General features: G+C 75.1%; 19 protein-coding genes. 12 read left to right on the top strand and 7 right to left on the bottom strand.

The window, feature by feature from the left end; all coding sequences use genetic code 11:
* Positions 1–41: 41 nt before the first annotated feature.
* The 4 genes from Q1K26_RS14965 to ssd are packed head-to-tail and all read right to left on the bottom strand — an operon-like array spanning position 42 to position 3,833.
* Positions 42–764, bottom strand: coding sequence for a type II secretion system F family protein (locus tag Q1K26_RS14965; protein ID WP_300012308.1), 723 nt, complete (start codon positions 762–764; stop codon positions 42–44).
* The gene (locus Q1K26_RS14960) at positions 761–1,582 is read right to left on the bottom strand and encodes a type II secretion system F family protein (protein WP_300012305.1); all 822 of its coding nucleotides are present in this window, start codon (positions 1,580–1,582) and stop codon (positions 761–763) included. The genes Q1K26_RS14965 and Q1K26_RS14960 overlap by 4 nt, the downstream gene beginning before the upstream one ends.
* Positions 1,576–2,745, bottom strand: a complete 1,170-nt coding sequence (locus tag Q1K26_RS14955; protein WP_300012303.1) for a TadA family conjugal transfer-associated ATPase — start codon at positions 2,743–2,745, stop codon at positions 1,576–1,578. The genes Q1K26_RS14960 and Q1K26_RS14955 overlap by 7 nt, the downstream gene beginning before the upstream one ends.
* On the bottom strand, positions 2,742–3,833 hold the full coding sequence (gene ssd, locus Q1K26_RS14950; RefSeq protein WP_300012300.1) for a septum site-determining protein Ssd: 1,092 nt from the start codon (positions 3,831–3,833) through the stop codon (positions 2,742–2,744). The genes Q1K26_RS14955 and ssd overlap by 4 nt, the downstream gene beginning before the upstream one ends.
* A 420-nt stretch (positions 3,834–4,253) precedes the next feature.
* On the opposite strand from ssd, the gene Q1K26_RS14945 reads away from it, so the two are divergent.
* Positions 4,254–5,069, top strand: coding sequence for an HAD family hydrolase (locus Q1K26_RS14945; protein WP_300012297.1), 816 nt, complete (start codon positions 4,254–4,256; stop codon positions 5,067–5,069).
* A gap of 350 nt (positions 5,070–5,419) precedes the next feature.
* On the opposite strand, the gene Q1K26_RS14940 is transcribed toward Q1K26_RS14945, so the two are convergent.
* Positions 5,420–6,154 carry an oxidoreductase gene (locus Q1K26_RS14940; RefSeq protein WP_300012294.1) on the bottom strand — a complete coding sequence of 245 codons (735 nt, stop codon included), beginning with the start codon at positions 6,152–6,154 and terminating at the stop codon, positions 5,420–5,422.
* A 130-nt stretch (positions 6,155–6,284) separates the two neighbouring features.
* Between Q1K26_RS14940 and acs the strand changes: the two genes are divergently transcribed.
* The 5 genes from acs to Q1K26_RS14915 all read left to right on the top strand — a co-directional run bounded on the left by acs (position 6,285) and on the right by Q1K26_RS14915 (position 11,564).
* Positions 6,285–8,255, top strand: a complete 1,971-nt coding sequence (acs, locus tag Q1K26_RS14935) for an acetate--CoA ligase (protein WP_300012291.1) — start codon at positions 6,285–6,287, stop codon at positions 8,253–8,255.
* Positions 8,256–8,282: 27 nt separating this feature from the next.
* Positions 8,283–8,711: an alternative ribosome rescue aminoacyl-tRNA hydrolase ArfB gene (arfB, locus tag Q1K26_RS14930; protein ID WP_300012288.1), complete on the top strand. Its 429-nt coding sequence runs from the start codon at positions 8,283–8,285 to the stop codon at positions 8,709–8,711.
* Between the two features lie 128 nt (positions 8,712–8,839).
* On the top strand, positions 8,840–10,069 hold the full coding sequence (nhaA, locus tag Q1K26_RS14925) for a Na+/H+ antiporter NhaA (protein WP_300012284.1): 1,230 nt from the start codon (positions 8,840–8,842) through the stop codon (positions 10,067–10,069).
* A gap of 76 nt (positions 10,070–10,145) precedes the next feature.
* Entirely contained in the window at positions 10,146–10,637 is a 492-nt protein-coding gene (locus tag Q1K26_RS14920; RefSeq protein WP_300012281.1) for a phage holin family protein, read from the top strand.
* A 3-nt stretch (positions 10,638–10,640) separates the two neighbouring features.
* On the top strand, positions 10,641–11,564 hold the full coding sequence (locus tag Q1K26_RS14915) for an alpha/beta hydrolase (protein ID WP_300012279.1): 924 nt from the start codon (positions 10,641–10,643) through the stop codon (positions 11,562–11,564).
* An 83-nt stretch (positions 11,565–11,647) separates the two neighbouring features.
* Here the strand turns inward: Q1K26_RS14915 and Q1K26_RS14910 are convergent, their stop codons facing one another.
* Positions 11,648–12,730 carry a glycerophosphodiester phosphodiesterase gene (locus tag Q1K26_RS14910; protein WP_300012277.1) on the bottom strand — a complete coding sequence of 361 codons (1,083 nt, stop codon included), beginning with the start codon at positions 12,728–12,730 and terminating at the stop codon, positions 11,648–11,650.
* Between the two features lie 165 nt (positions 12,731–12,895).
* Here Q1K26_RS14910 and purD point away from each other — a divergent pair, with 165 nt between their 5' ends.
* From purD to Q1K26_RS14895, 3 genes are all read left to right on the top strand, one after another.
* On the top strand, positions 12,896–14,161 hold the full coding sequence (gene purD, locus Q1K26_RS14905) for a phosphoribosylamine--glycine ligase (protein WP_300012275.1): 1,266 nt from the start codon (positions 12,896–12,898) through the stop codon (positions 14,159–14,161).
* Between the two features lie 160 nt (positions 14,162–14,321).
* Complete coding sequence (locus Q1K26_RS14900) at positions 14,322–15,452, top strand: pyridoxal phosphate-dependent aminotransferase (RefSeq protein WP_300012662.1); 1,131 nt, start codon at positions 14,322–14,324, stop codon at positions 15,450–15,452.
* A 64-nt stretch (positions 15,453–15,516) separates the two neighbouring features.
* The gene (locus tag Q1K26_RS14895) at positions 15,517–16,302 is read left to right on the top strand and encodes a potassium channel family protein (protein ID WP_300012273.1); all 786 of its coding nucleotides are present in this window, start codon (positions 15,517–15,519) and stop codon (positions 16,300–16,302) included.
* Here the strand turns inward: Q1K26_RS14895 and Q1K26_RS14890 are convergent.
* A complete protein-coding gene (locus Q1K26_RS14890) occupies positions 16,256–17,389 on the bottom strand; it encodes a GntG family PLP-dependent aldolase (RefSeq protein WP_300012271.1) in 1,134 nt (377 codons plus the stop codon). The genes Q1K26_RS14895 and Q1K26_RS14890 overlap by 47 nt on opposite strands.
* Positions 17,390–17,541: 152 nt before the next feature.
* On the opposite strand from Q1K26_RS14890, the gene Q1K26_RS14885 reads away from it, so the two are divergent.
* The 3 genes from Q1K26_RS14885 (at position 17,542) to Q1K26_RS14875 (ending at position 19,545) form a co-directional block, all read left to right on the top strand.
* Entirely contained in the window at positions 17,542–18,054 is a 513-nt protein-coding gene (locus Q1K26_RS14885) for a SigE family RNA polymerase sigma factor (protein ID WP_300012270.1), read from the top strand.
* An 86-nt stretch (positions 18,055–18,140) separates the two neighbouring features.
* A complete protein-coding gene (locus Q1K26_RS14880) occupies positions 18,141–18,914 on the top strand; it encodes a hypothetical protein (RefSeq protein ID WP_300012268.1) in 774 nt (257 codons plus the stop codon).
* Between the two features lie 58 nt (positions 18,915–18,972).
* Positions 18,973–19,545 carry a TetR family transcriptional regulator gene (locus tag Q1K26_RS14875; RefSeq protein ID WP_300012266.1) on the top strand — a complete coding sequence of 191 codons (573 nt, stop codon included), beginning with the start codon at positions 18,973–18,975 and terminating at the stop codon, positions 19,543–19,545.
* Positions 19,546–19,602: the final 57 nt, after the last annotated feature.

The following is a 19,602-nucleotide window of genomic DNA, read 5'->3' as shown; positions in this document are numbered from 1 at the left end:
GTGGTGCTCCTTCGGATCGGTGTGGCGGATGTGCATGGTGGTCACCATCGGCCCAGTGCCTCGCCGGCCAGGCCGATGACGACCGGGGCGATGCCGAGGACGAGGAACGCGGGCAGGAAGCACAGCCCGAGCGGGCCCGCGATGAGCACGCCTGCGCGTTGGGCACGGGCCTGCGCGGTGTCGACGAGTTCGGCGCGCAGCCGGCCGGCCTCCGCGCCCGCCACCTGGGCGAGCGCGGCGCCGGTGGCGGCCGAGCGGCCGGCGGCGCGCGCGAACACGGCGAGCGCGGCGGTGTCCTGCGCGCCGCGCCACGCGTCGGCGGGATCGGCACCCAGGTCGAGGAGGCCGGCGACCCGCCGCAGCTCGGTGCCCGCGGCGTCCCGCAGCGGTGCGGCCGCGGCGGAGACGGCGACGGCCACCGGCAGCCCGGCCCGTAGGCAGATCGCGAGCAGATCCCACCCGGCGGCGAGCGCGGCGAGGTCGACGCGGTCGCGCGGTGGCCGGGGCAGGAGGCGACGACCGGCGAGCAGGGTGGCCAGTGCGAGAGCCGATCCCGCCACCGCGGCCGGTGCGCCTGCGAGGGCCCAGCCCAGTGCGCCGGCGGCCGCTACGCCGACGGCCGTCCATACCGTGCGCACCGGCGGCGTCGACGTCGGCGGTGCGGTGCGGGCTCGCAGCCGTCGGGAGCCGACGCGCTGCCGGCCCAGCAGCACGGCCCCGGCCAGCAGTACCAGCGCCAGCGAGGCGCCACTCTGGGGGCTCATCGCGGCACCGCGGATTGCATGATCGCCTCGCTCCAGGCGACACCGGCCGTGCCGAGGGCGACCCCGACGACCAGCAGCACCTGCCCCAGCGGCCCGTCGCGCAGCACGGCGAGGGGGTCGGCCCCGACCAGCTGCCCCAGGGCCACCCCGAGCAGGGGGAGGGTGGTGAGGACCAGCGCCGTGGCGCGCGGCCCGGCCAGCTCGGCCCGCACCCGGCCGGCGAACTGCAGCCGCCAGCGCAGGTCCGCGCGGACGCCGGCGAGCAGCTCGGCGAGCGGAATCCCGTGCCGATCGGCGAGGGCCCAGGCGTCGGCGAGCCGGGCGACGTCGGCGCGCACCTCGGGCCGGCGGTCGGCGCCGCGCCGCAACGCGTGCGGCACGTCGTCGCCGAGCCGGCCCGCGGCGGCGGCCGGACCGAGCACGTCGCGGGCCCGTGGGCCGTCGGCCACCGTGCCGGCCAGCGCCGCGGCCGGGTGCATCCCCGAGGCCAGCTCGTCGGCCATCCGGGCCACCGCGGAGGCGAGCTCGGAGGCGGTGGCCGCGGCGGCGGCCGCGGACCTTGTGGCGGCCCGACGCCGGTAGGCGGTGACCGCGACCAGCAGCCCGGCCAGGCCGCCGCCCGGCCCCGCGGCGACCAGCCCGACGCCCACCCCGGCGAGAACCGTCCAGCCGGCTCCGGATGGCCGCCGAGAGGGCCGCGGCGGCGCGCCGGAGGGCCACAGCCCGGCGATCCGGGCGGGCGCCGCCGGTCGCGGCAGGCAGAGCAGCACCGCTGCGAGCGCGGCGCAGGCCAGCGGCCCGGACGACGAGGTCACCACGGCGCCGGCACCTCCCGCTCGGCCAGCAGTCGGGCCAGCGCGGCGCGGCGGTCGGTCCAGCCGCCCGTGCGGGTCCACGCCGGCTCCACCGTGACCTCACCGCCGTCGCGGCCCAGCACTCCCACGGCGTCGAGCACCCGCGCCCCTCCGCGGAGCCGTCGCATGTGCAGCACCACCTGGACGGCGGCGGCGAGCTGGCTGTGCAGCGCGATCCGCGCGAGCCCGCCGACGGCGGCGAGTGCCTCCAGGCGGGCCGGCACCTCGCGCACCGAGTTGGCGTGCACGGTGCCGGCGCCGCCGTCGTGGCCCGTGTTCAGGGCGGAGAGGAGATCGGCGACCTCGGCGCCGCGGACCTCGCCGACGACCAGCCGGTCGGGGCGCATCCGCAGGGCCTGACGCACCAGGTCGCGCAGCGCGATCCCGCCCGCACCCTCGATGTTGGGCGGTCGCGACACCAGCCGGACGACGTGCGGGTGACGCGGGGCGAGCTCCTCGGCATCCTCGACGCAGACGATCCGCTCCCGGGGATCCACGGCGCTGAGCAACGCCCCGAGGATCGTGGTCTTGCCGGTGCCGGTGCCTCCTGACACGAGCAGGGCAAGGCGGGCGGCCAGCACCGCGTGCATCAGGGCCTCACCGGCGGCGTCGAGCGTGCCCATCCTGCGCAGCGCCGCCAGGTCGTGGGCGGCCGGGCGCAGCACCCGCAGCGACAGGCAGGTGCCGTCGGAGGCGATCGGGGGCAGCACCGCGTGCAGTCGGACCCCGGCGTCGGCGAGCCAGCCGTCGACGAACGGCGAGGCGTCGTCGAGTCGTCGTCCCGCGGCGAGTGCCATGCGCTGCGCGAGTCGCCGCACGGACGCCTCGTCGGGGAAGCGGACCGCCGCCGGTTCGAGACCGGTACCCCGGTCGACCCACACCGTGCCGCCCGCGCTCACCAGCACGTCGGTGGTGCGCGGATCCCGCAGCAGTGCGTCGAGCGGCCCGGCGCCGACGAACTCCTCGCGCAGCACGCGCAGCGCGTGCAGGACGTCGAGATCGGAGGCGACGCCGCCGGACTCGGCCCGGACGGCCGCGGCGACCGACTCGGGCCCCGTGTCACCGCCGGTTGCCGCCAGCCGCGAGCGCACCCGCTCGACCAGCGCGCCGCCCGCGACGGCGTTCACGTCCGGTTCCCGTCGACGCCGCCGCGCACCGCGGCGAGCACCGCCCGGGCGGCGCCGGCGAGCGGGCCGCGCGGGCGGCCGGGTGCCTCGCCGCGCTCCAGGGCGCGGGCCAGGCCGGGCTCGGGTCGCATCGCCGCGAGCAGCGGTACCCCGAGCGAGCGCGCGACCTCGTCGGCGTCGACCCCGCCCGGGGACGGCCCGCGGACCACCAGGCGCGGCGGGCTGCCGAGCCCGGTGAGGGCGGCCACCACCCGGGCGGCCGCGGCGCAGGACCGCACGTCGGCGGGCACGACGAGCACGGTGAGGTCGGCCGCGGCCAGTGCCGCGGCGGCCGCGTCGGACGGGTGCCGGGGGAGATCGCACACCACCGTCTCGCCGGCCCGCCGCCCGGCGTCGACCACCGCGGCGACGGCACCGGGCGCGGGACCTCCGGCCCCCCGGTCGCACGAGAGGACGGCGAGCTCGCCGGTGCCCCGGCCGGCGACCGCGGGTGCGGGCAGCGCCGCGTGCAGCGCCGCCGCCGGTACGCGGCCGCCGTGGACGTCGAGCTGTGGCCAGCGCATGCCCTCGAGGTCCTCGGCGCCCAGCACCAGATCCAACCCGCCACCGAGGGGGTCGCAGTCGACCAGCAGGGCCCGCTGGCCGTCGCGCACGGCGGTCACGGCCACCGCCGCTGCGAGCACCGACGCACCCGCTCCGCCGCGGCCGCCGACCAGCGCGATGACCGGCCCGCGGCCGCGGTGTTCCTCGGTGGCCTCCGACAGCGCCGCCACCAGCCACGCCTCCGCGTCGGGCAGCGACACGACGTGTTCGGCACCCACGGCCACGGCATGGCGCCACACGGCGGGCGGCGGTTCCCCGCGGACCGCCACCACGACGCCCCCGCGGCGCGGGAGGCCGCTGCGGGTGCACTGGTGCGCCGCCGCGGCGTCGAGCAGCACGACGGGCGCGTCGTGCCACGACCGGCGCGCGGCGGTGACGTCGACGGCGCGTTCGAGCTCGCACCCCGCCGCGGCGCCGAGGCGCAGGACCGCGTCGAGGAGTTCGGGATCCGACACCATGACGAGCCCCCTGCGCTGGTGGTGCATGGCGTCCTCCACGTTCCGGGTCGCCGCCTCGTGCGGTGACGGACCCAGCGTCGACCCGGATCGGTGGCCGTGGCGGACGAGTCCGGAACCTGTGGACGGACCCGGACCGATGTGGACAACCACGGACGGGTGGGGCCGCGGCGGGCGGAACCGTCGGTCCGGCGGGTCATGCTGGAACCGGGGGACCCCGGCAGCGGGTGCCGCAGGTACCCACATGGGACGACCCCCGCCAGGGGGGATTGGCGGGGGTCGTCGTCGGTTCAGCTCCGGGGGGTCGAGCTGAACCACGTCCGGACGAATCCGGACGACATCAACTGTAGCTGTTGGGCGGCCTCCACGTCGCGCCCCTGACCGGAGCATCTCGCGGGATTTTCCGGCCGGCACCGGGTGGTCGTGCCACGTCTGGCAAGCTCGGTCGCCGTGCCCGGTGCAGCCCCGGCCCCGCTGCCGGCCCCGCCGACCGCGGCGGCCTTCTTCGACCTCGACAAGACGATCATCGCGGGGTCCAGCGCGCTGGCCTTCAGCAGGCCCTTCCGTCGGCAGGGGCTGATCAGCAGGCGGGCGGTGCTGCGCAGCGGGTACGCCCAGCTGCTGCTCGTGCTCTCCGGCGCGGACGCCGCCACGATGGAGCAGCTCCGGCGGCGGATCACCGTGCTGTGCACCGGCTGGGAGGTCGCGCAGGTGCGCGCCATCGTCGAGGAGACGCTGCACGAGATCGTCGAACCACTCGTCTACGCCGAGGCGACCGAGCTGATCGCGGAGCACCGTGCGGCGGGCGAGGAGGTGGTGGTGCTGTCGGCGTCCGGGCAGGAGGTCGTGGAGCCGATCGCGGCGCTCGTCGGCGCCGATCGCTGCCTGGCGACCCGGATGGGGGTCGAGGACGGCCACTACACCGGCGAGATCGAGTACTACTGCTACGGGGAGGCCAAGGCGGCCGCGGCCCGCGACATCGCCGCCGCGCGCGGCTACCGGCTCGCGGACTGCCGCGCGTACTCCGACTCGATCACCGACCTTCCGCTGCTGGAGGCGGTCGGCCATCCCACGGTGGTGAACCCGGACAAGGCACTGCGTCGGGAGGCGCTCGCGCGCGGGTGGCCGATCCTCACCTTCACCGCGCCGGTGGCGCTCGGTGTGCGCTTCCGGCCGCCGGTGCCGGTGGTCGCCGCGGTCGGTGGGGTCGGGATCGCGGCGCTGCTCGGGGCGGGTTGGTACGGTCGCCGCCGGCCCCGGCCGTGACCCGCGGACATGCCCTGATCGTGACGCTACGCTACTGAACCGGTGCACCCGGGTCGGCCCCTTGCTGTGACCGGGCCCACCGGGCTACACATGACGCGCGGACTCCTGGGAGGCCAGGGGCGGTGCGGCAGAGAAGCACCCGTCCTCCCGATCAGGGCTCCGTGCGCGAGGGTCGGGCACTCCACGCACAGCACGCCGCGGGAGGCATGTCGTCGTGGGCCTGCGTACCGGGACGCCGGACGCCGAGGCCACTTCCACGACACGTAGTGCACGCCTGGATCCCGGTCCCTCTCGCATGGATGGGCGGTGTTCCCGCGAGGGACGCCGCCCATCCTGCGTCCGCGGGGTGCTCAGCTGCGCGTGTCGGCGATGGACAAGGCCTCGCGTGCGCCGGCCTCCCACTGGTCGCAGCAGTGCAGCACCCACGTGCCCACGCCGTCGGCGCTTCCGGTTCCGAAGCCTGCCGCGGCCCTCCGGTACTCGGCGGCGTGGCGCAGATGGCCCACCTCCGGCACCCCGAGACCCTGGGGGTCCAGTCCCGCCGCGACGGCCGTCAGCCGAGCCGCCGCGCGGGCCACGACCCCGTCCGCAGTGCCGAACGGAGCCAGCGACAGCAACTCTCCGTGTACGACCGCGGTGAGGACCGGGGCCGGGGCCCGCGTCGCGCCGATGACGAGTTCGGCCAGCAGCCCGAGCCGCTGCGCCACGCCGTCACCGGCCCGGGGGCGGCCGAGCTCGGCGTCGTGCCGGTCGGCCGGGACGAGGTCGGCGGCGGCCAGCACGTGCAGCCGCGCCAAGGCCTGGGACGGCGAGGTGCGCCACACCGCGAGGAGCCGGGCGGCCCCGTCGGCGACGCGGACCGCGCCCGCCAGCACCGGATGCGACCCGGTGTCGTCGAGCGGCGCACCGTCCAGCGCGGCGGACGCCCGCGCCGCCCGGACGCCGGCCTCGGCCGCGTTCGCCGACCGGCCCCGCAGGTTCGCCGGATGGTTGTGGACCGCGGCCAGCGCGTCGCGCACGCGCGCCACCGCGTCGGTGACGCCGGGCAGCTCCAGCACCGGCGCGAGCGGATCGGTCGCGAGCACGCGGAACATGCTGCCAGTAGGGGGAGGACTGGTCGGACAGCCGGTGCGAACGTCGGTGGCGGGCGATAGCGTCGTGCATCGATGCACGCGTGCCGGGCGACGTCGCCCGGCGGAGACCAGGAGGGTACGGATGGCCGAATCGGGACCCACTCTGAGCAACCTGTCCACCGAGAGCCGCAGCTTCCCTCCCAGCGAGGAGTTCGCCGCCCAGGCCAACGCCACCGAGGAGTGGTACGCCCGCGGTGACGACGACCGCGAGGGGTTCTGGGCCGAGCAGGCCGAGCGGCTGCACTGGCACCAGAAGTGGGACCAGGTCCTCGACTGGCAGCCCCCGTTCGCGAAGTGGTTCGTGGGCGGCAAGCTCAACGTCGCCCACAACTGCGTCGACCGCCACGTCGACGAGGGCCACGGCGACCAGGTCGCGTTCCACTGGGAGGGCGAGCCCGGCGACACCCGCACCATCACCTACGCCGACCTCAAGTCGGAGGTCAGCAAGGCGGCCAACGCGCTCACCGAGCTGGGCGTGCAGGCGGGCGACCGCGTCGCGATCCAGCTGCCGATGATCCCCGAGGCCGTGATCTCGATGCTGGCCTGCGCACGGCTGGGTGCGATGCACAGCGTCGTGTTCGGCGGGTTCTCGCCCGGTGCGCTCAAGGCGCGCATCGAGGACGCCGAGTGCAAGCTGCTCATCACCTCCGACGGGCAGTACCGACGCGGCAAGCCGGCGCCGATGAAGGAGAACACCGACGAGGCGGTCGCGCAGACGCCGACCATCGAGCACGTGCTCGTGGTCAAGCGCACCGAGACCGAGGTGCCGTGGACCGAGGGTCGGGACGTGTGGTGGCACGACGTCGTCGACAAGCAGGCCGACACCCACGAGGCGCAGGCCTTCGACGCCGAGCACCCGCTGTTCATCCTCTACACCTCGGGCACCACCGGGAAGCCCAAGGGCATCCTGCACACCTCGGGCGGCTACCTCACCCAGGCGGCCTACACGCACAACGTCGTCTTCGACCACAAGCCGGGCGAGAGCGTGTACTGGTGCACGGCCGACATCGGCTGGGTCACCGGCCACAGCTACATCGTCTACGGGCCGCTGGCCAACCGCGCCACCTCGGTCATGTACGAGGGCACCCCCAACACCCCGCACGAGGGCCGGCACTGGGAGATCGTGCAGAAGTACGGCGTCTCCATCTACTACACCGCGCCCACGCTGATCCGCACGTTCATGAAGTGGGGCAAGGAGATCCCGGAGCGCTACGATCTCTCCTCGCTCAGGGTGCTCGGCAGCGTCGGTGAGCCGATCAACCCCGAGGCCTGGATGTGGTACCGGGAGAACGTGGGCGGGAACAACTGCCCGATCGTCGACACCTGGTGGCAGACCGAGACCGGCGCGATCATGATCGCCCCGCTCCCGGGCGTCACGGCGACGAAGCCCGGCTCGGCGATGCGCACGATCCCGGGGATCAGCGCGGAGGTCGTCACCGAGGAGGCCCAGCCGGTCGGTGCGGGCGGCGGCGGGTACCTCGTGCTCGACAAGCCCTGGCCGTCGATGCTGCGCGGCATCTGGGGCGACGAGGAGCGCTACCGCGACACCTACTGGAGCCGCTTCGCCGACCAGGGCTACTACTTCGCGGGCGACGGCGCGAAGTACGACGACGACGGCGCGATCTGGCTGCTGGGCCGCGTCGACGACGTGATGAACGTGTCCGGTCACCGCATCTCCACCACCGAGGTGGAGTCGGCGCTGGTCAGCCACCCGACGGTGGCCGAAGCCGCGGTCGTCGGTGCGTCCGACGAGACCACCGGGCAGGGCATCGTGGCCTTCGTCATCCTGCGTGGCAATGCGGCCAAGGACGGTGGCGACGACGCGATCAAGGCGCTGCGCGACCACGTCTCCAAGGAGATCGGCCCGATCGCCAAGCCGCGACAGATCATGGTCGTGGAGGAGCTGCCCAAGACCCGCTCCGGGAAGATCATGCGACGGCTGCTGCGCGACGTCGCGGAGAACCGCGAGGTGGGCGACGTCACCACGCTCGCCGACTCCACGGTGATGGACCTGATCTCCTCGGGTCTCAAGGACGGCAAGTCGGAGGACTGACCGGCACCCTTCGGGCATGCTGGGCGCGTGACCGAGGGCGACCTGCACGTGCGGGGACCGCTGGTGCTGCCCGGGAGGGAGCTGCACTGGCGGTTCTCCCGCGCGTCCGGACCCGGTGGGCAGGGCGTCAACACCACCGACTCGCGGGTGGAGCTGTCCTTCGACCTGGCGCGCTCGCCGTCGGTGCCCGACGATCTGCGCTCACGGGCGCTGCACCGGCTGGCGAACCGGCTCGTCGACGGGGTGCTGACGGTGGCGGCGTCGGAACACCGCAGCCAGCTGCGCAACCGCGAGGCGGCTCGGGACCGCCTGGCGGCCACGCTGCGCGCAGCCACCGCGACCGATCCGCCGGTGCGGCGGCCGACCGCGCCGTCGAGGAACGCGAAACGCCGGCGCCTGGACGAGAAGACCAGGCGGGGCCGGATCAAGCGGTTGCGCGGCCGGCCCGACGAGTGACCGGTCACTCGAAGGCGCTGAGATCCGTGCCCTTCTCGGTTAGGGTTCGGTGAGGTGTGCCGGGAAGTCTGGTCGGCAGCGTCGTCGCCGTGCCGCCAAGACCTCGTGATCGAGTACTGGAGCCGCCCGTGATCTCCCGCCGAATCACCGCCCCCGTCAACGAGTTCGCACGCTATCTGCGTACCGAGACCGTCGGCGGCATCGTGCTGCTCGTCGCCACGGCCATCGCCCTGTTGTGGGCCAACTCGCCGTGGTCGGAGGCGTACCTGGGTATGCGGGACACCGTCGTCGGGCCGGCCGCCCTGCACCTGGACCTCACGCTCGCCCAGTGGGCCACCGACGGCCTGCTGGCGATCTTCTTCTTCGTGGTGGGCCTGGAGCTCAAGCGCGAGCTCGTGGTCGGTGAGCTGTCGACCGTGCGGCAGGCGCTGCTGCCGGTGGCGGCGGCGCTGGGCGGCATGGTCGTGCCGGCGGTCCTCGCCCTGATCGTCGGCGGCGGGGCGCCGGGGATGGACCAGGCGTGGGCCATCCCGGTCGCCACCGACATCGCGTTCGCGCTCGGGGTGCTCGCGCTGGCCGGCTCCGCGCTGCCGGTGACGGCCCGGGTGTTCCTGCTGGGTCTGGCCGTCGCCGACGATCTCGGCGCGATCGCGGTCATCGCGTTCGTCTTCAGCTCCGGCCTGAACCTGCTCGCGATCGGGGCGGGGCTGCTCGGCGCCGCGCTGTACTGGTTCCTGCAGCGCCGCCGCGTGCGCGCCTGGTGGATCTACGTCCCGCTGGGGGTCGCGGTCTGGGTGGCGATCCACGAGGCCGGGATCCACGCCACCATCGCGGGCGTGCTGCTGGGCCTGCTCACCCGCGTCAAGCCCGACCCCGACGAGGAGTACGCGCCCGCCCTGCGCCTGGAGCACCGGATCCAGCCCTTCTCGGCGGGGTTCTGCGTGCCGGTGTTCGCGCTGTTCGCCGCCGGGGTCCCGGTCGGGGCGGACGCGCTGCGCGAGGTGTTCAGCACGCCGGTGCCGCTCGCCGTGATGGCCGGGCTGCTGGTCGGCAAGATCGTCGGCATCATGGGGTTCGCCTGGCTGGCCATCCTCATCACCCCGGCGTGCCGTCCGCGGGGGCTGAGCTGGCGGGACATGGCTGCGGTGTCGATGCTCGGCGGGGTCGGGTTCACGGTCAGCCTGCTCATCGCCGAGCTGTCGCTGGGCGACCTGCCCGACGTGCTCGACGCCGCCAAGGCCGCCGTGCTGATCGCGTCCGCCGCGGCGTCGCTGATCGGGGCGGCGATGCTGATCCGGCGGGGGCGGGTGCACTCCGCGCTCGACGACGACGCCGCCGCCGACACCGGGGCCTCCTGACCGGGCATCGATCCGGAGCCCGTGGAAGGATGCGGTCGAGATCATCGAAGCGCATCGCGACGTGCAGGAGGACACCGTGGCCACCAGCCCCGACGGCACGGAGGTGCCGCCCGTGCTGCCCTCGATCCCGCTCGCCAAGGAGTCGGTCCGGCCGGCGGCGGACCAGTCCGTCGGCGGCCTCGTCCGCGAGGCCACGGCCCAGGTGTCCACGCTCGTTCGTGCCGAGGTGGAGCTCGCCAAGGCCGAGGTCACGGCCGAGGTCCGCAAGGGCCTGCAGGGCAGCATCTTCTTCATCGTCGCGCTCGTCGTGGCCCTGTTCAGCCTGTTCTTCCTGTTCTTCGCCCTCGGGGAGACCCTGGCGCTGTTCCTCAACCGGTCCGCGGCGTTCTGGATCGTCTTCGGCATCATGATCCTGATCGCGGCGGTGTTCGGCCTGCTCGGCTACCTGCGGGTCCGCAAGATCCGCAAGCCGGAGCGCACGATCAGCTCGCTCAAGGAGTCGGCGCAGGTGCTCTCGCGCCGTGGCCACGACGGGCCGCCCCAGCTGAACGGCCACGGCACGCGCTGAGCCGTGCGGGCCCCCGACCCGTCCTCGGTGCGGCTGCCGGGACCGTGGACCCACCGGTCGGTCTCCGCGAACGGCATCCGCCTGCACGTCGCCGAGTGCGGCGCGGGCCCGCTGGTCGTGCTCCTGCACGGGTTCCCCGAGTTCTGGTGGAGCTGGCGCCATCAGCTGGTCGGGCTGGCCGGACGCGGTTTCCGCGCGGTCGCCGTCGATCTCCGGGGGTACGGCGACTCGGACAAGCCACCCCGTGGCTACGACCTGTGGACCCTCGCCGGTGACGTCGCCGGCCTGATCGGGGCGCTGGGCGAGACCCGCGCGCACATCGTCGGGCACGACTGGGGCGGCCTGATCGGCTGGACGGTGGCCGCGCTGCACCCGCGACGGCTGCACTCGCTGTCCGTGGTCGGGGCCCCGCACCCGCTCGCCGTCCGCCGTGCCGTGTGGGCCGACCCGCTCGGCCAGGGCCGGGCCACGGCGAGCTACGCGTCGGCCTTCCAGCTCCCGCGGTGGCCCGAACATGCCCTGCGCGCCGATGACGGTGCACGCGTCGAGCGGATCATGCGGGCCTGGGCGGGGCCGGGCTGGGCCGGCACCGAGGACTTCGCGGCCGCGGCGCAGCGCTGTCGGCACGCGATCCAGGTGCCCGGCGTTGTGCACTGCGCGATGGAGTACTACCGGTGGGCGCTGCGGTCGCAGTTCCGCGGTGACGGGCGCCGGTTCGCGGCAGCGGTCGCCCGTCCGGCCGCCGCACCTGTGCTGCAGATCCACGGCGCGCTCGATCCGTGTCTGCTGAGCCGCACCGCGGCCGGCTCCGGGCGATGGGCGGGCGGGTCGTTCCGGCACGAGGAGCTCACCGGCGTCGGGCACTTCCCACACCAGGAACGTCCGGTCGAGACGACCGATCTCCTGGCCGACTTCCTCGCGCACTGAGGGCCCGACTCGCGGGCACTGAAACCCCGACTCGCGCGCACTGAGGGCCCGACTCGCGCGCGCTGGGGGCCCGACTCGCGGGGTTACTTCGTGTGTGCCGCGCGGGCCGCCACCGCGGTGTCGGGGTTGTCGGAGAACACCCCGTCGACGCCTGCCTCGAAGAACGCCGTGTACTCGGCGAACGCGTCGCCGTAGTCGGTGTCCGATGTTCCCGCGCGCAGGTCCGCCGGGAGGAACTGGTTCTCGTTGCGGAACGTGTAGGGGTGCACGAGCAGGCCGGCCGCGTGGGCGTCGGCGACCAGGGTGGTCGGCGTGCCGAGCGTGCCGTCGGCGTTGCGGGAGACGACGAGGTTCTTGTCCGGGCCGATGCCGTCGGCGAACGCGGCGAGGTCGGCCAGGCCCTGTGGGGTGATCAGGTCGAGGTAGGTGCGGGGATCGCCGGCGGCCACCAGGTCGGCGGGGGCGCCGTCGGCCTCCAGCAGGGCGACCAGCGGCACCTCGAGCTCGGTGTCGAGTGCACGCAGGTTGGTGGTCTCGAACGACTGCACGATCACCGGCGCGTCGGCGCGGTTCAGGCCCGCCTCGTCGAGGGCCTTCACCAACGCGGGCTCCAGCGGGAGGCCGAGCGCGGCGAAGTAGGTCGGGTGCTTGGTCTCGGGGTACACGCCGATCTCCCGGCCCAGCTCGGCGGAGAGGCGTTCGCGCAGCGCCAGCACCTCGTCGAAGGTGGGGACCAGGTAGCGTCGGTCGTAGATCGTGTTCTCCTGGCGGACGTCGGGGATCCGCTCGGTGGCGCGCAGCGTCCGGAGCTCGGCGAGGGTGAAGTCCTCGGTGAACCAGCCGGTGACCTCGGCCCCGTCGACGGTCTTCGTGGTCACCCGGTCGGCGAACTCCGGGTGCTCGGCGACGTCGGTGGTGGCGCCGATCTCCGGCTCGTGGCGCGCCACGAGCACGCCGTCGGCGGTGGTGACGAGGTCGGGCTCGATGAAGTCGGCGCCGAGCCGGGCGGCGAGCTCGTAGGACGCGAGCGTGTGTTCGGGGCGGTATCCGGCGGCGCCCCGGTGCCCGATGACGACCACCGACGCGGTCTCGCCGTCCCGGTGCTGCGCGGCGGGGGCGACGGCGGAAGGAGCTCCCGCCACGGTGACGGCGGAGAGAACGGCCACGGTGAGTCCTCGGAGGGGGAGACGACGGGGTCGGGGAGGCACGCGGTGCAGACTCGACCGGGCGGACGACGGCGTCGTCACGAGAAGGCGTCGACACCGGGTCCGGGGTGTGAACGGCAGGTGCGCCGACAGTATCGCGAAGCGCTCGCTCTAGGCTCCCTCCCTGTGCGCGTCCTGGTCGTCGGCTCCGGTGCTCGCGAGCACGCCATCCTCCTCGCCCTCGCGCAGGATCCGGGGGTGACGGCGCTCGCCTGCGCGCCGGGCAACGCGGGCACGGCCTCGGTCGCCGAGCAGCGCGGCGTCGACGTGCTCGACCCGGCCGCGGTGACGGCGCTCGCGCTGGACTGGGCGGCCGATCTCGTCGTCGTCGGGGCCGAGGCGCCGCTCGTCGCCGGCGTGGCCGACGCGGTGCGGGCGGCCGGTGTGGCCTGCTTCGGTCCGAGCGCCGCCGCCGCCCGGATCGAGGGGTCCAAGGCGTTCGCGAAGGACGTCATGGCCGCCGCCGGGGTGGCCACGGCGGGCTGCGAGATCGTCGACAACCCCGCCCACCTCGACGCCGCCCTGGACCGCTTCAGCGCGCCCTACGTCGTCAAGGACGACGGGCTGGCCGCCGGGAAGGGCGTGGTCGTCACGCTGGACCGGGACCTGGCCCGTGCCCACGCCATGACCCTGCTCGACGGCGGCCACCCGGTGCTGCTGGAGGAGTTCCTGGACGGGCCGGAGGCGTCGCTGTTCTGCCTCGTCGACGGCGGGTGCGTGGTGCCGCTGCTGCCTGCGCAGGACTTCAAACGCGTCGGCGACGACGACACCGGCCCCAACACCGGCGGCATGGGGGCCTACGCACCGCTGCCGTGGGCCTCGCCGCGCCTGGCCGAGGAACTCGTGGACGCGGTGGTCGCGCCCGTGGCGCGGGAGATGGCCGCCCGCGGAACCCCGTTCAGCGGGCTGCTGTACGCCGGGCTCGCGCTGACCTCGACCGGACCGTCGGTCATCGAGTTCAACTGCCGGTTCGGCGACCCGGAGACCCAGGCCGTGCTGGCCCTGCTGCGCTCCCCGCTGGCCGGGCTGCTGCACGCCACCGCCACCGGAGGGCTGGCCGACGTCCCGGCCCCGGAGTGGGCCGACGGCGCGGCCGTCACGGTCGTGGGCGCGGCCGAGGGCTACCCGGGCACCCCCCGTCTCGGCGACCCGCTCACCGGTGCCGACGCCGACGGCGTGCTGCACGCCGGCACCCGGCGTCGTGACGACGGGGCCGTGGTGTCCGCGGGCGGGCGGGTGCTGTCCGTCGTCGGGACGGGGCGCGATCTGGCCGCGGCCCGCGACGACGCCTACCGGCGCCTGGACGCCGTGCACCTGGCGGGTTCGCACCACCGCACCGACATCGCGCTGCGAGCCGTCCGCGAGGAGATCCGCGTCCCCTCACCGGGATGAGCAGGTGACGCCGAGCCGCACCCGACGCGTTCGCGTCCTCGGCACGACCGGGTGCACGGCCCGCCTGCCGCCGCTCGCCCCCGCCTAGGCTCGCCGGGTGACGACCAACGCATCCCGGCTCGCCGTGGCGAGCCGCGCCGCCATCCCGCCCTTCCACGTGATGGACGTGTGGGCGGCGGCGGGCGAGCGGCAGCGCACCCACGGCGACCTGGTGAACCTCTCCGCGGGCCAGCCCTCGACGGGCGCGCCGGCCCCGGTCCGGGCGGCCGCCACCGCCGCGATCGCGGACGAGGTTCTCGGCTACACCGTGGCGCTGGGCGTCCCGGAGCTGCGGACGGCCGTCGCGGGCCACTACGCCCGCACCTACGGGCTGGACGTGCCTGCCGAGCAGGTCGTGATCACCACCGGGTCGTCGGGCGGTTTCCTGCTCGCCTTCCTCGCCGCGTTCGACGCCGGGGACCGCGTGGCGATGGCCCGCCCCGGCTATCCCTGCTACCGCAACATCCTCACCGCGCTGGGCTGCGAGGTCGTCGAGCTGCCGTGCGGACCGGAGACGCGCTACCAGCCCACGGTGGCGATGCTCGAGTCGCTCGACGAGCCGGTGAAGGGACTGGTCGTCGCGAGCCCGGCCAACCCGACGGGCACGGTGCTGCCACCGGAGGAGCTCGCCGAGCTCGCGCGGTACTGCGAGCGCACCGGCGTGCAGCTGGTCAGCGACGAGATCTACCACGGCATCTCCTACGCGGGTGCCCCCGCCACGTCGTGCGCCCGGGAGTCCTCGCCCGAGGCGATCGTCGTCAACTCCTTCTCGAAGTACTTCTCGATGACGGGCTGGCGGCTGGGCTGGCTGCTGCTGCCCCCGCGGCTGCTGCGCGCGGCCGACTGCCTGGCCGGCAACTTCACCGTCTGCCCGCCCGCGCCGGCCCAGCGGGCGGCGCTGGGCGCGTTCGACGCGGCGGGCTACGCCGAGGCCGACGGCCACGTGGCGCGCTACGCGGTGAACCGCGACCTGCTGCTCGACGGGTTGCCGCGGCTGGGCATCACCCGCGTCGCGCCCCCGGACGGGGCCTTCTACGTGTACGCGGACGTGGCGCACCTGTCCGCCGACTCGATGGACCTCGTGTACCGCCTGCTCGCCGACGTCGGGGTGGCCCTCGCACCCGGTCTGGACTTCGACCCGGTCGACGGCGGCCGGTGGGTGCGGTTCTCGTGCGCCGGATCCACCGACGACGTCCGGGAGGCCCTGCACCGGATCGAGGGGTGGCTGCGCAGCGGTCCCGGCCGGACCTGAGCGCGGATGCGGGACGCCGTCCCTCGGGGCGGACCGGCCGCGCGCGCCTCTACCCTGCCCGGTCATGGACCAGGACGAGCCGCGGATCGCGGAATGGGACCGGCGGGTCGACTGGTGGCTCACCGGTCTCGCGGTGGTCTTCCTGATCGCCTACGCCGTGCAGGTGCTGAACCCCGACATCGGTGACGCGGGCGGCGCACTGCTGGAGATCGTGCTGACCGGCGTCTGGGTCGTGTTCGGCCTCGACTACCTGGCGCGGATCTCGATGGCGCGGCGCCGGTGGCGTTTCGTCTACACGCACCTGCCGGACCTGGTGATCCTGCTGCTGCCGATGTTCCGCCAGCTCCGGGCGCTGCGGGTGATCACCGTGATCAGCGTGCTGAACCGCCAGCTTCGCGACGACGTGCGTGGCCGCGTGGTGTTCTACGTCGTCGGCAGCGTGGTGCTCGTGGGCTTCGTCGCCTCGCTGGCCGTGCTCGACGCCGAGCGGGACGCGCCGGACGCGTCGATCACCTCGTTCGGTGACGCCGTGTGGTGGACGCTCACGACGATCTCCACGGTCGGCTACGGCGACCGCTACCCGGTGACGTTCGAGGGCCGGTTCGTCGCGGCGTCGCTGATGGTGGCCGGGATCGCGCTGCTCGGGGTGGTCACGGCGTCGATCGCGAGCTGGTTCGTGGAGAACCTGCGCAAGGCCGGCGCGGAGACCGCCCGCGAGATCGAGGACGACATCGAGGACGTGGCCGGGGACGTCGAGCGCACGGGGGGCCGGATCGACGAGGTGCTCGCCGAGCTGCGGTCGATCAGCGCCCGGCTGGACGCGCTGGAGCGCGACCGGCACCCGACCTGAGCGCGCGCGCCGTCGTCGAGGCGTGCGTGGTCCGGCCGGACTCGACCGGGCCGATCCGCTCCAGGGCCGCGGCGATCTCGGCGTCGCCGATGTCGCCGTGGGTCATCAGCCGCACCTGCCCCGACATCGCCGACGCGCGCACGCCGGCCTCGGAGAAGCGGCGCAGCGTGCCGTCGAGGTCGGCGACGGCGACGAGCACGATGTTGGTCTGTGGGGTCGCCGCCTGCCAGCCGCGCTCGCGCAGCCCGGCGGCGAGCGTGCGGGCGCGCTCGTGGTCCTCGCCCAGCCGGTCGACGCGGTCCAGGGCGACGAGCCCGGCCGCGGCCAGCACCCCGCCCTGCCGCACGCCGCCGCCGAGCATCTTGCGCAGCCTGCGCGCCTCGTCGATGAACTCCGCGGTCCCGGCCACCACCGATCCGACGGGCGCGCCGAGGCCCTTGCTCAGGCACACCTGCACGGTGTCCACGCCGACGGTGAGCGCCCCCGGCGGCACCCCCTGCGACGCGGCCGCGTTCCACAGCCGCGCGCCGTCGAGGTGCACCCGCAGCCGTGCGGCCTTGGCGGCCGCGGCCACCGCCGCGTGCTCCTCGGGGGCGGTGACGGTGCCGCCCGAGGCGTTGTGGGTGTTCTCCAGGCACAACAGCGTGGTGCGCAGCGTGTAGTAGGGGCCCGCGGTGCCGGCGGCGCGGCGCACCGCGTCCGGGGTGACGCGGCCGGGGCCGCCGTCGTGGGGGAGCGGGCGCGGCATCCCGCCGGCCAGCCACGCCGCCGTGCCCAGCTCGGCGTCGAGCACGTGGGCGCCGACGGGGGCGAGGAAGGCGTCGCCGCGGTCGAGGTGGCTCATCAGCGCGATGAGGTTGCCCATCGATCCGCTCGGCGTCCACAGGCCGTCGGCGGCGCCCAGCAGCCCCGCGACGCGGACCTCCAGCTCGCGCATCGTGGGGTCCCGGTCGAGCACGTCGTCACCCACCTCGGCGGCGGCCATCGCCGACCGCATCGCCTTCGTGGGCCTGGTGACGGTGTCGGACCGGAGATCGATCGGACCGCCGCTCGCGGCCGCCCGCCGGGCACGTGAGGTGGGACGCACGGGATCCGATTCAACCAGCCGGCTTGGCACAGTTCGCGCCAGGGTCACGGTACGGTCACGAGATTGGGCCGATCGGGGGAACCTGTCACGGTCGTGCAACCGTGGCCGCCCGCACTCGCGTCCCAGCGTGTGAGCGGAGAGGGGGGTCGCGGGTGGACCGGTCCACCGAGGCGGAGTTCGAGGCCTACTTCCGCGCGCGCCGCGACGCGGTGCGGCGCACCGCCTACCTGCTCTGCGGTGACTGGCACCGCGCCGACGACCACGCCCAGGCGGCGTTCGTCGCCCTGCACCGGCACTGGCGGCGCATCCGGGACCGCGACGCGCTCGACGGCTGGATGCGGCGCACCCTGGTGCGGTCGGTGATCGACGAGTCGCGTCGGCCGTGGCGGCGGGAGCGGTTCACCGACGTGGTGGAGGAGGCGAGCGTGGCGCCGGCCACCGACGGGGTCGCCACCCGGCACGTCCTCGTCGACGGCCTGCGGTCGGTGCCTCCCCGGCAGCGCGCCGTGCTGGTGCTGCGCTACCTGGAGGGCCTCGACGTCGCGGGCACCGCCGCGGCGCTGGGCTGCTCGGAGGGCACGGTGAAGAGCCAGACCAGCCACGGGCTCGACGCCCTGCGCGCGGCGCTGGGCGACTCGCTCGACGACCTGCGACCGACCGGCTGAGGAGGGGGACATGACCGACGACGCACTCCTTCCCGCGGAGGAGCCGAGATGACCGACGACGCACTCCTTCCCGCGGAGGAGCCGACGTGACCGACGACGAGCGCCTCGCGGCGCTGTTCCGTGATGCGGCCGGTTCCGACCCGCCGCCACCCGCGTTCGACCACGGGCGGGTGGTCGCCACCTCACGACGGATCACCACGCGCCGCCGTTCGGCGGTGTTGGGCGGGGCGATGGCGCTGCTCGTCGTCGCCGGCGTGGGGGTGGCGGCCGGGCTGCCGTCCGGGTCCGGTGGCGCGGCGTCCACCGCGGCGGCCCCGGCGTCGGCCCCCGGACCGGAGGCCCTCGCCGAGTCGGCCCCGTCGGAGTCCGGGCGGTCGGAGTCCGGGCAGTCGGACTCCGGCCCGTCCGACTCGGCCCGCGACCGCGCCGGGGACGCCGCCCCGGGCGCATCCGAGCCCGAGGCGCTGAGTGCGCTCCCCGAGTTCACCGGCAGCCCGCTCGGCCCGGGCACCACCGAGTGCGCCGACCGGCAGGACCCGCGGCTGCGGGCCTACGTCGAGCAGGTGCTGCCCGAGGTGGCCGGGGCGCCGGAGGGCGCGATCACGATGGAGTGCCGCCCCGGCGGGGAGCGGGGCGTCAACCTGGAGGTCGACGACGCCGGTACCGGCGGCCTGCTCACGGTGCGGTACCTGCCGCCCGGCACGGCCGACGGGCAGCCGAGCGGCGGCTCGACCGTGCGGGCACCCACCGCTTCCGGAGGCACCGTCGTGGTCAGCGCACGCGGCGCGGGCGGGGGTGACGCCGTCCCGTTCGAGGGACGCCTCGACACGGTCGCGGCCTTCCTGGCCCCGCGGCTGTAGGCGCGCCCGCCGGAGCCGGTTCGTGATCGCCGGTCGACGGTCGGGGACACTGGGACCCGTGGGTACGGCGAAGGGTGAGCGGCGGCGGGCCGAGCTGGTGACGGCGGCCGCGGCCCTGCTGCGCTCCGGTGGCTTCGACGCGGTGCGGCACCGGGCCGTGGCCGAGCACGCGGGGCTGCCGCTGTCGTCGACGACCTACTACTTCGACTCGCTCGACGAGCTGGTCACCGCCGCGACCGAGCGGACCAGCCGCGACGAGCTCGCCGGGGGCCGCGCCCAGCTCGCCGCGCTCGCCCCGGGCGTCACCGACACCCCCGCGCTGGTGGAGCTGGTGATCGACCAGCTGCTGGGTGCCGAGTCCCGCGACGGCGGCCTCGACGCGGTGCTGCTGCGCTACGAGCGACTGGTCGGCGCCGGTCGCCGCCCCTACCTCGCGCCGCTGATGCGCGAGCTGCGCGGCGAGCTCGACGCGCTGCTCGGCGAGATCCTCACCCGCTCGGGGCGTCCGGTCGGACCGACGCGGCTGCGCGACCTGGTGTCGCTCGTCGACGGGGCGGTGATCAGCGCGCTGATCGAGGCCGATCCCGATCCTCGCGCGGCGGCCCGCGAGGTGTTGCTGCGGGTGCTGTGAACGTCGCCGTGCACATCGGCCCGCCGCCGTGCCGCGGGCGCGACGTGTGCACGGCGA

The organism is Pseudonocardia sp., from assembly GCF_029263155.1.
Taxonomy (GTDB): domain Bacteria; phylum Actinomycetota; class Actinomycetes; order Mycobacteriales; family Pseudonocardiaceae; genus Pseudonocardia.
Note: the sequence above shows the minus strand (reverse complement) of the source record. Positions and strands in the feature narration are given on the sequence as shown.

Coding starts and splice junctions, on each gene's coding strand:
- Q1K26_RS14965 (WP_300012308.1), bottom strand. CDS start 764: ATGAGCCCCCAGAGTGGCGCCTCGCTGGCGCTGGTACTGCTGGCCGGG.
- ssd (WP_300012300.1), bottom strand. CDS start 3,833: ATGCACCACCAGCGCAGGGGGCTCGTCATGGTGTCGGATCCCGAACTC.
- acs (WP_300012291.1), top strand. CDS start 6,285: ATGGCCGAATCGGGACCCACTCTGAGCAACCTGTCCACCGAGAGCCGC.
- Q1K26_RS14900 (WP_300012662.1), top strand. CDS start 14,322: ATGGACGTGTGGGCGGCGGCGGGCGAGCGGCAGCGCACCCACGGCGAC.
- Q1K26_RS14895 (WP_300012273.1), top strand. CDS start 15,517: ATGGACCAGGACGAGCCGCGGATCGCGGAATGGGACCGGCGGGTCGAC.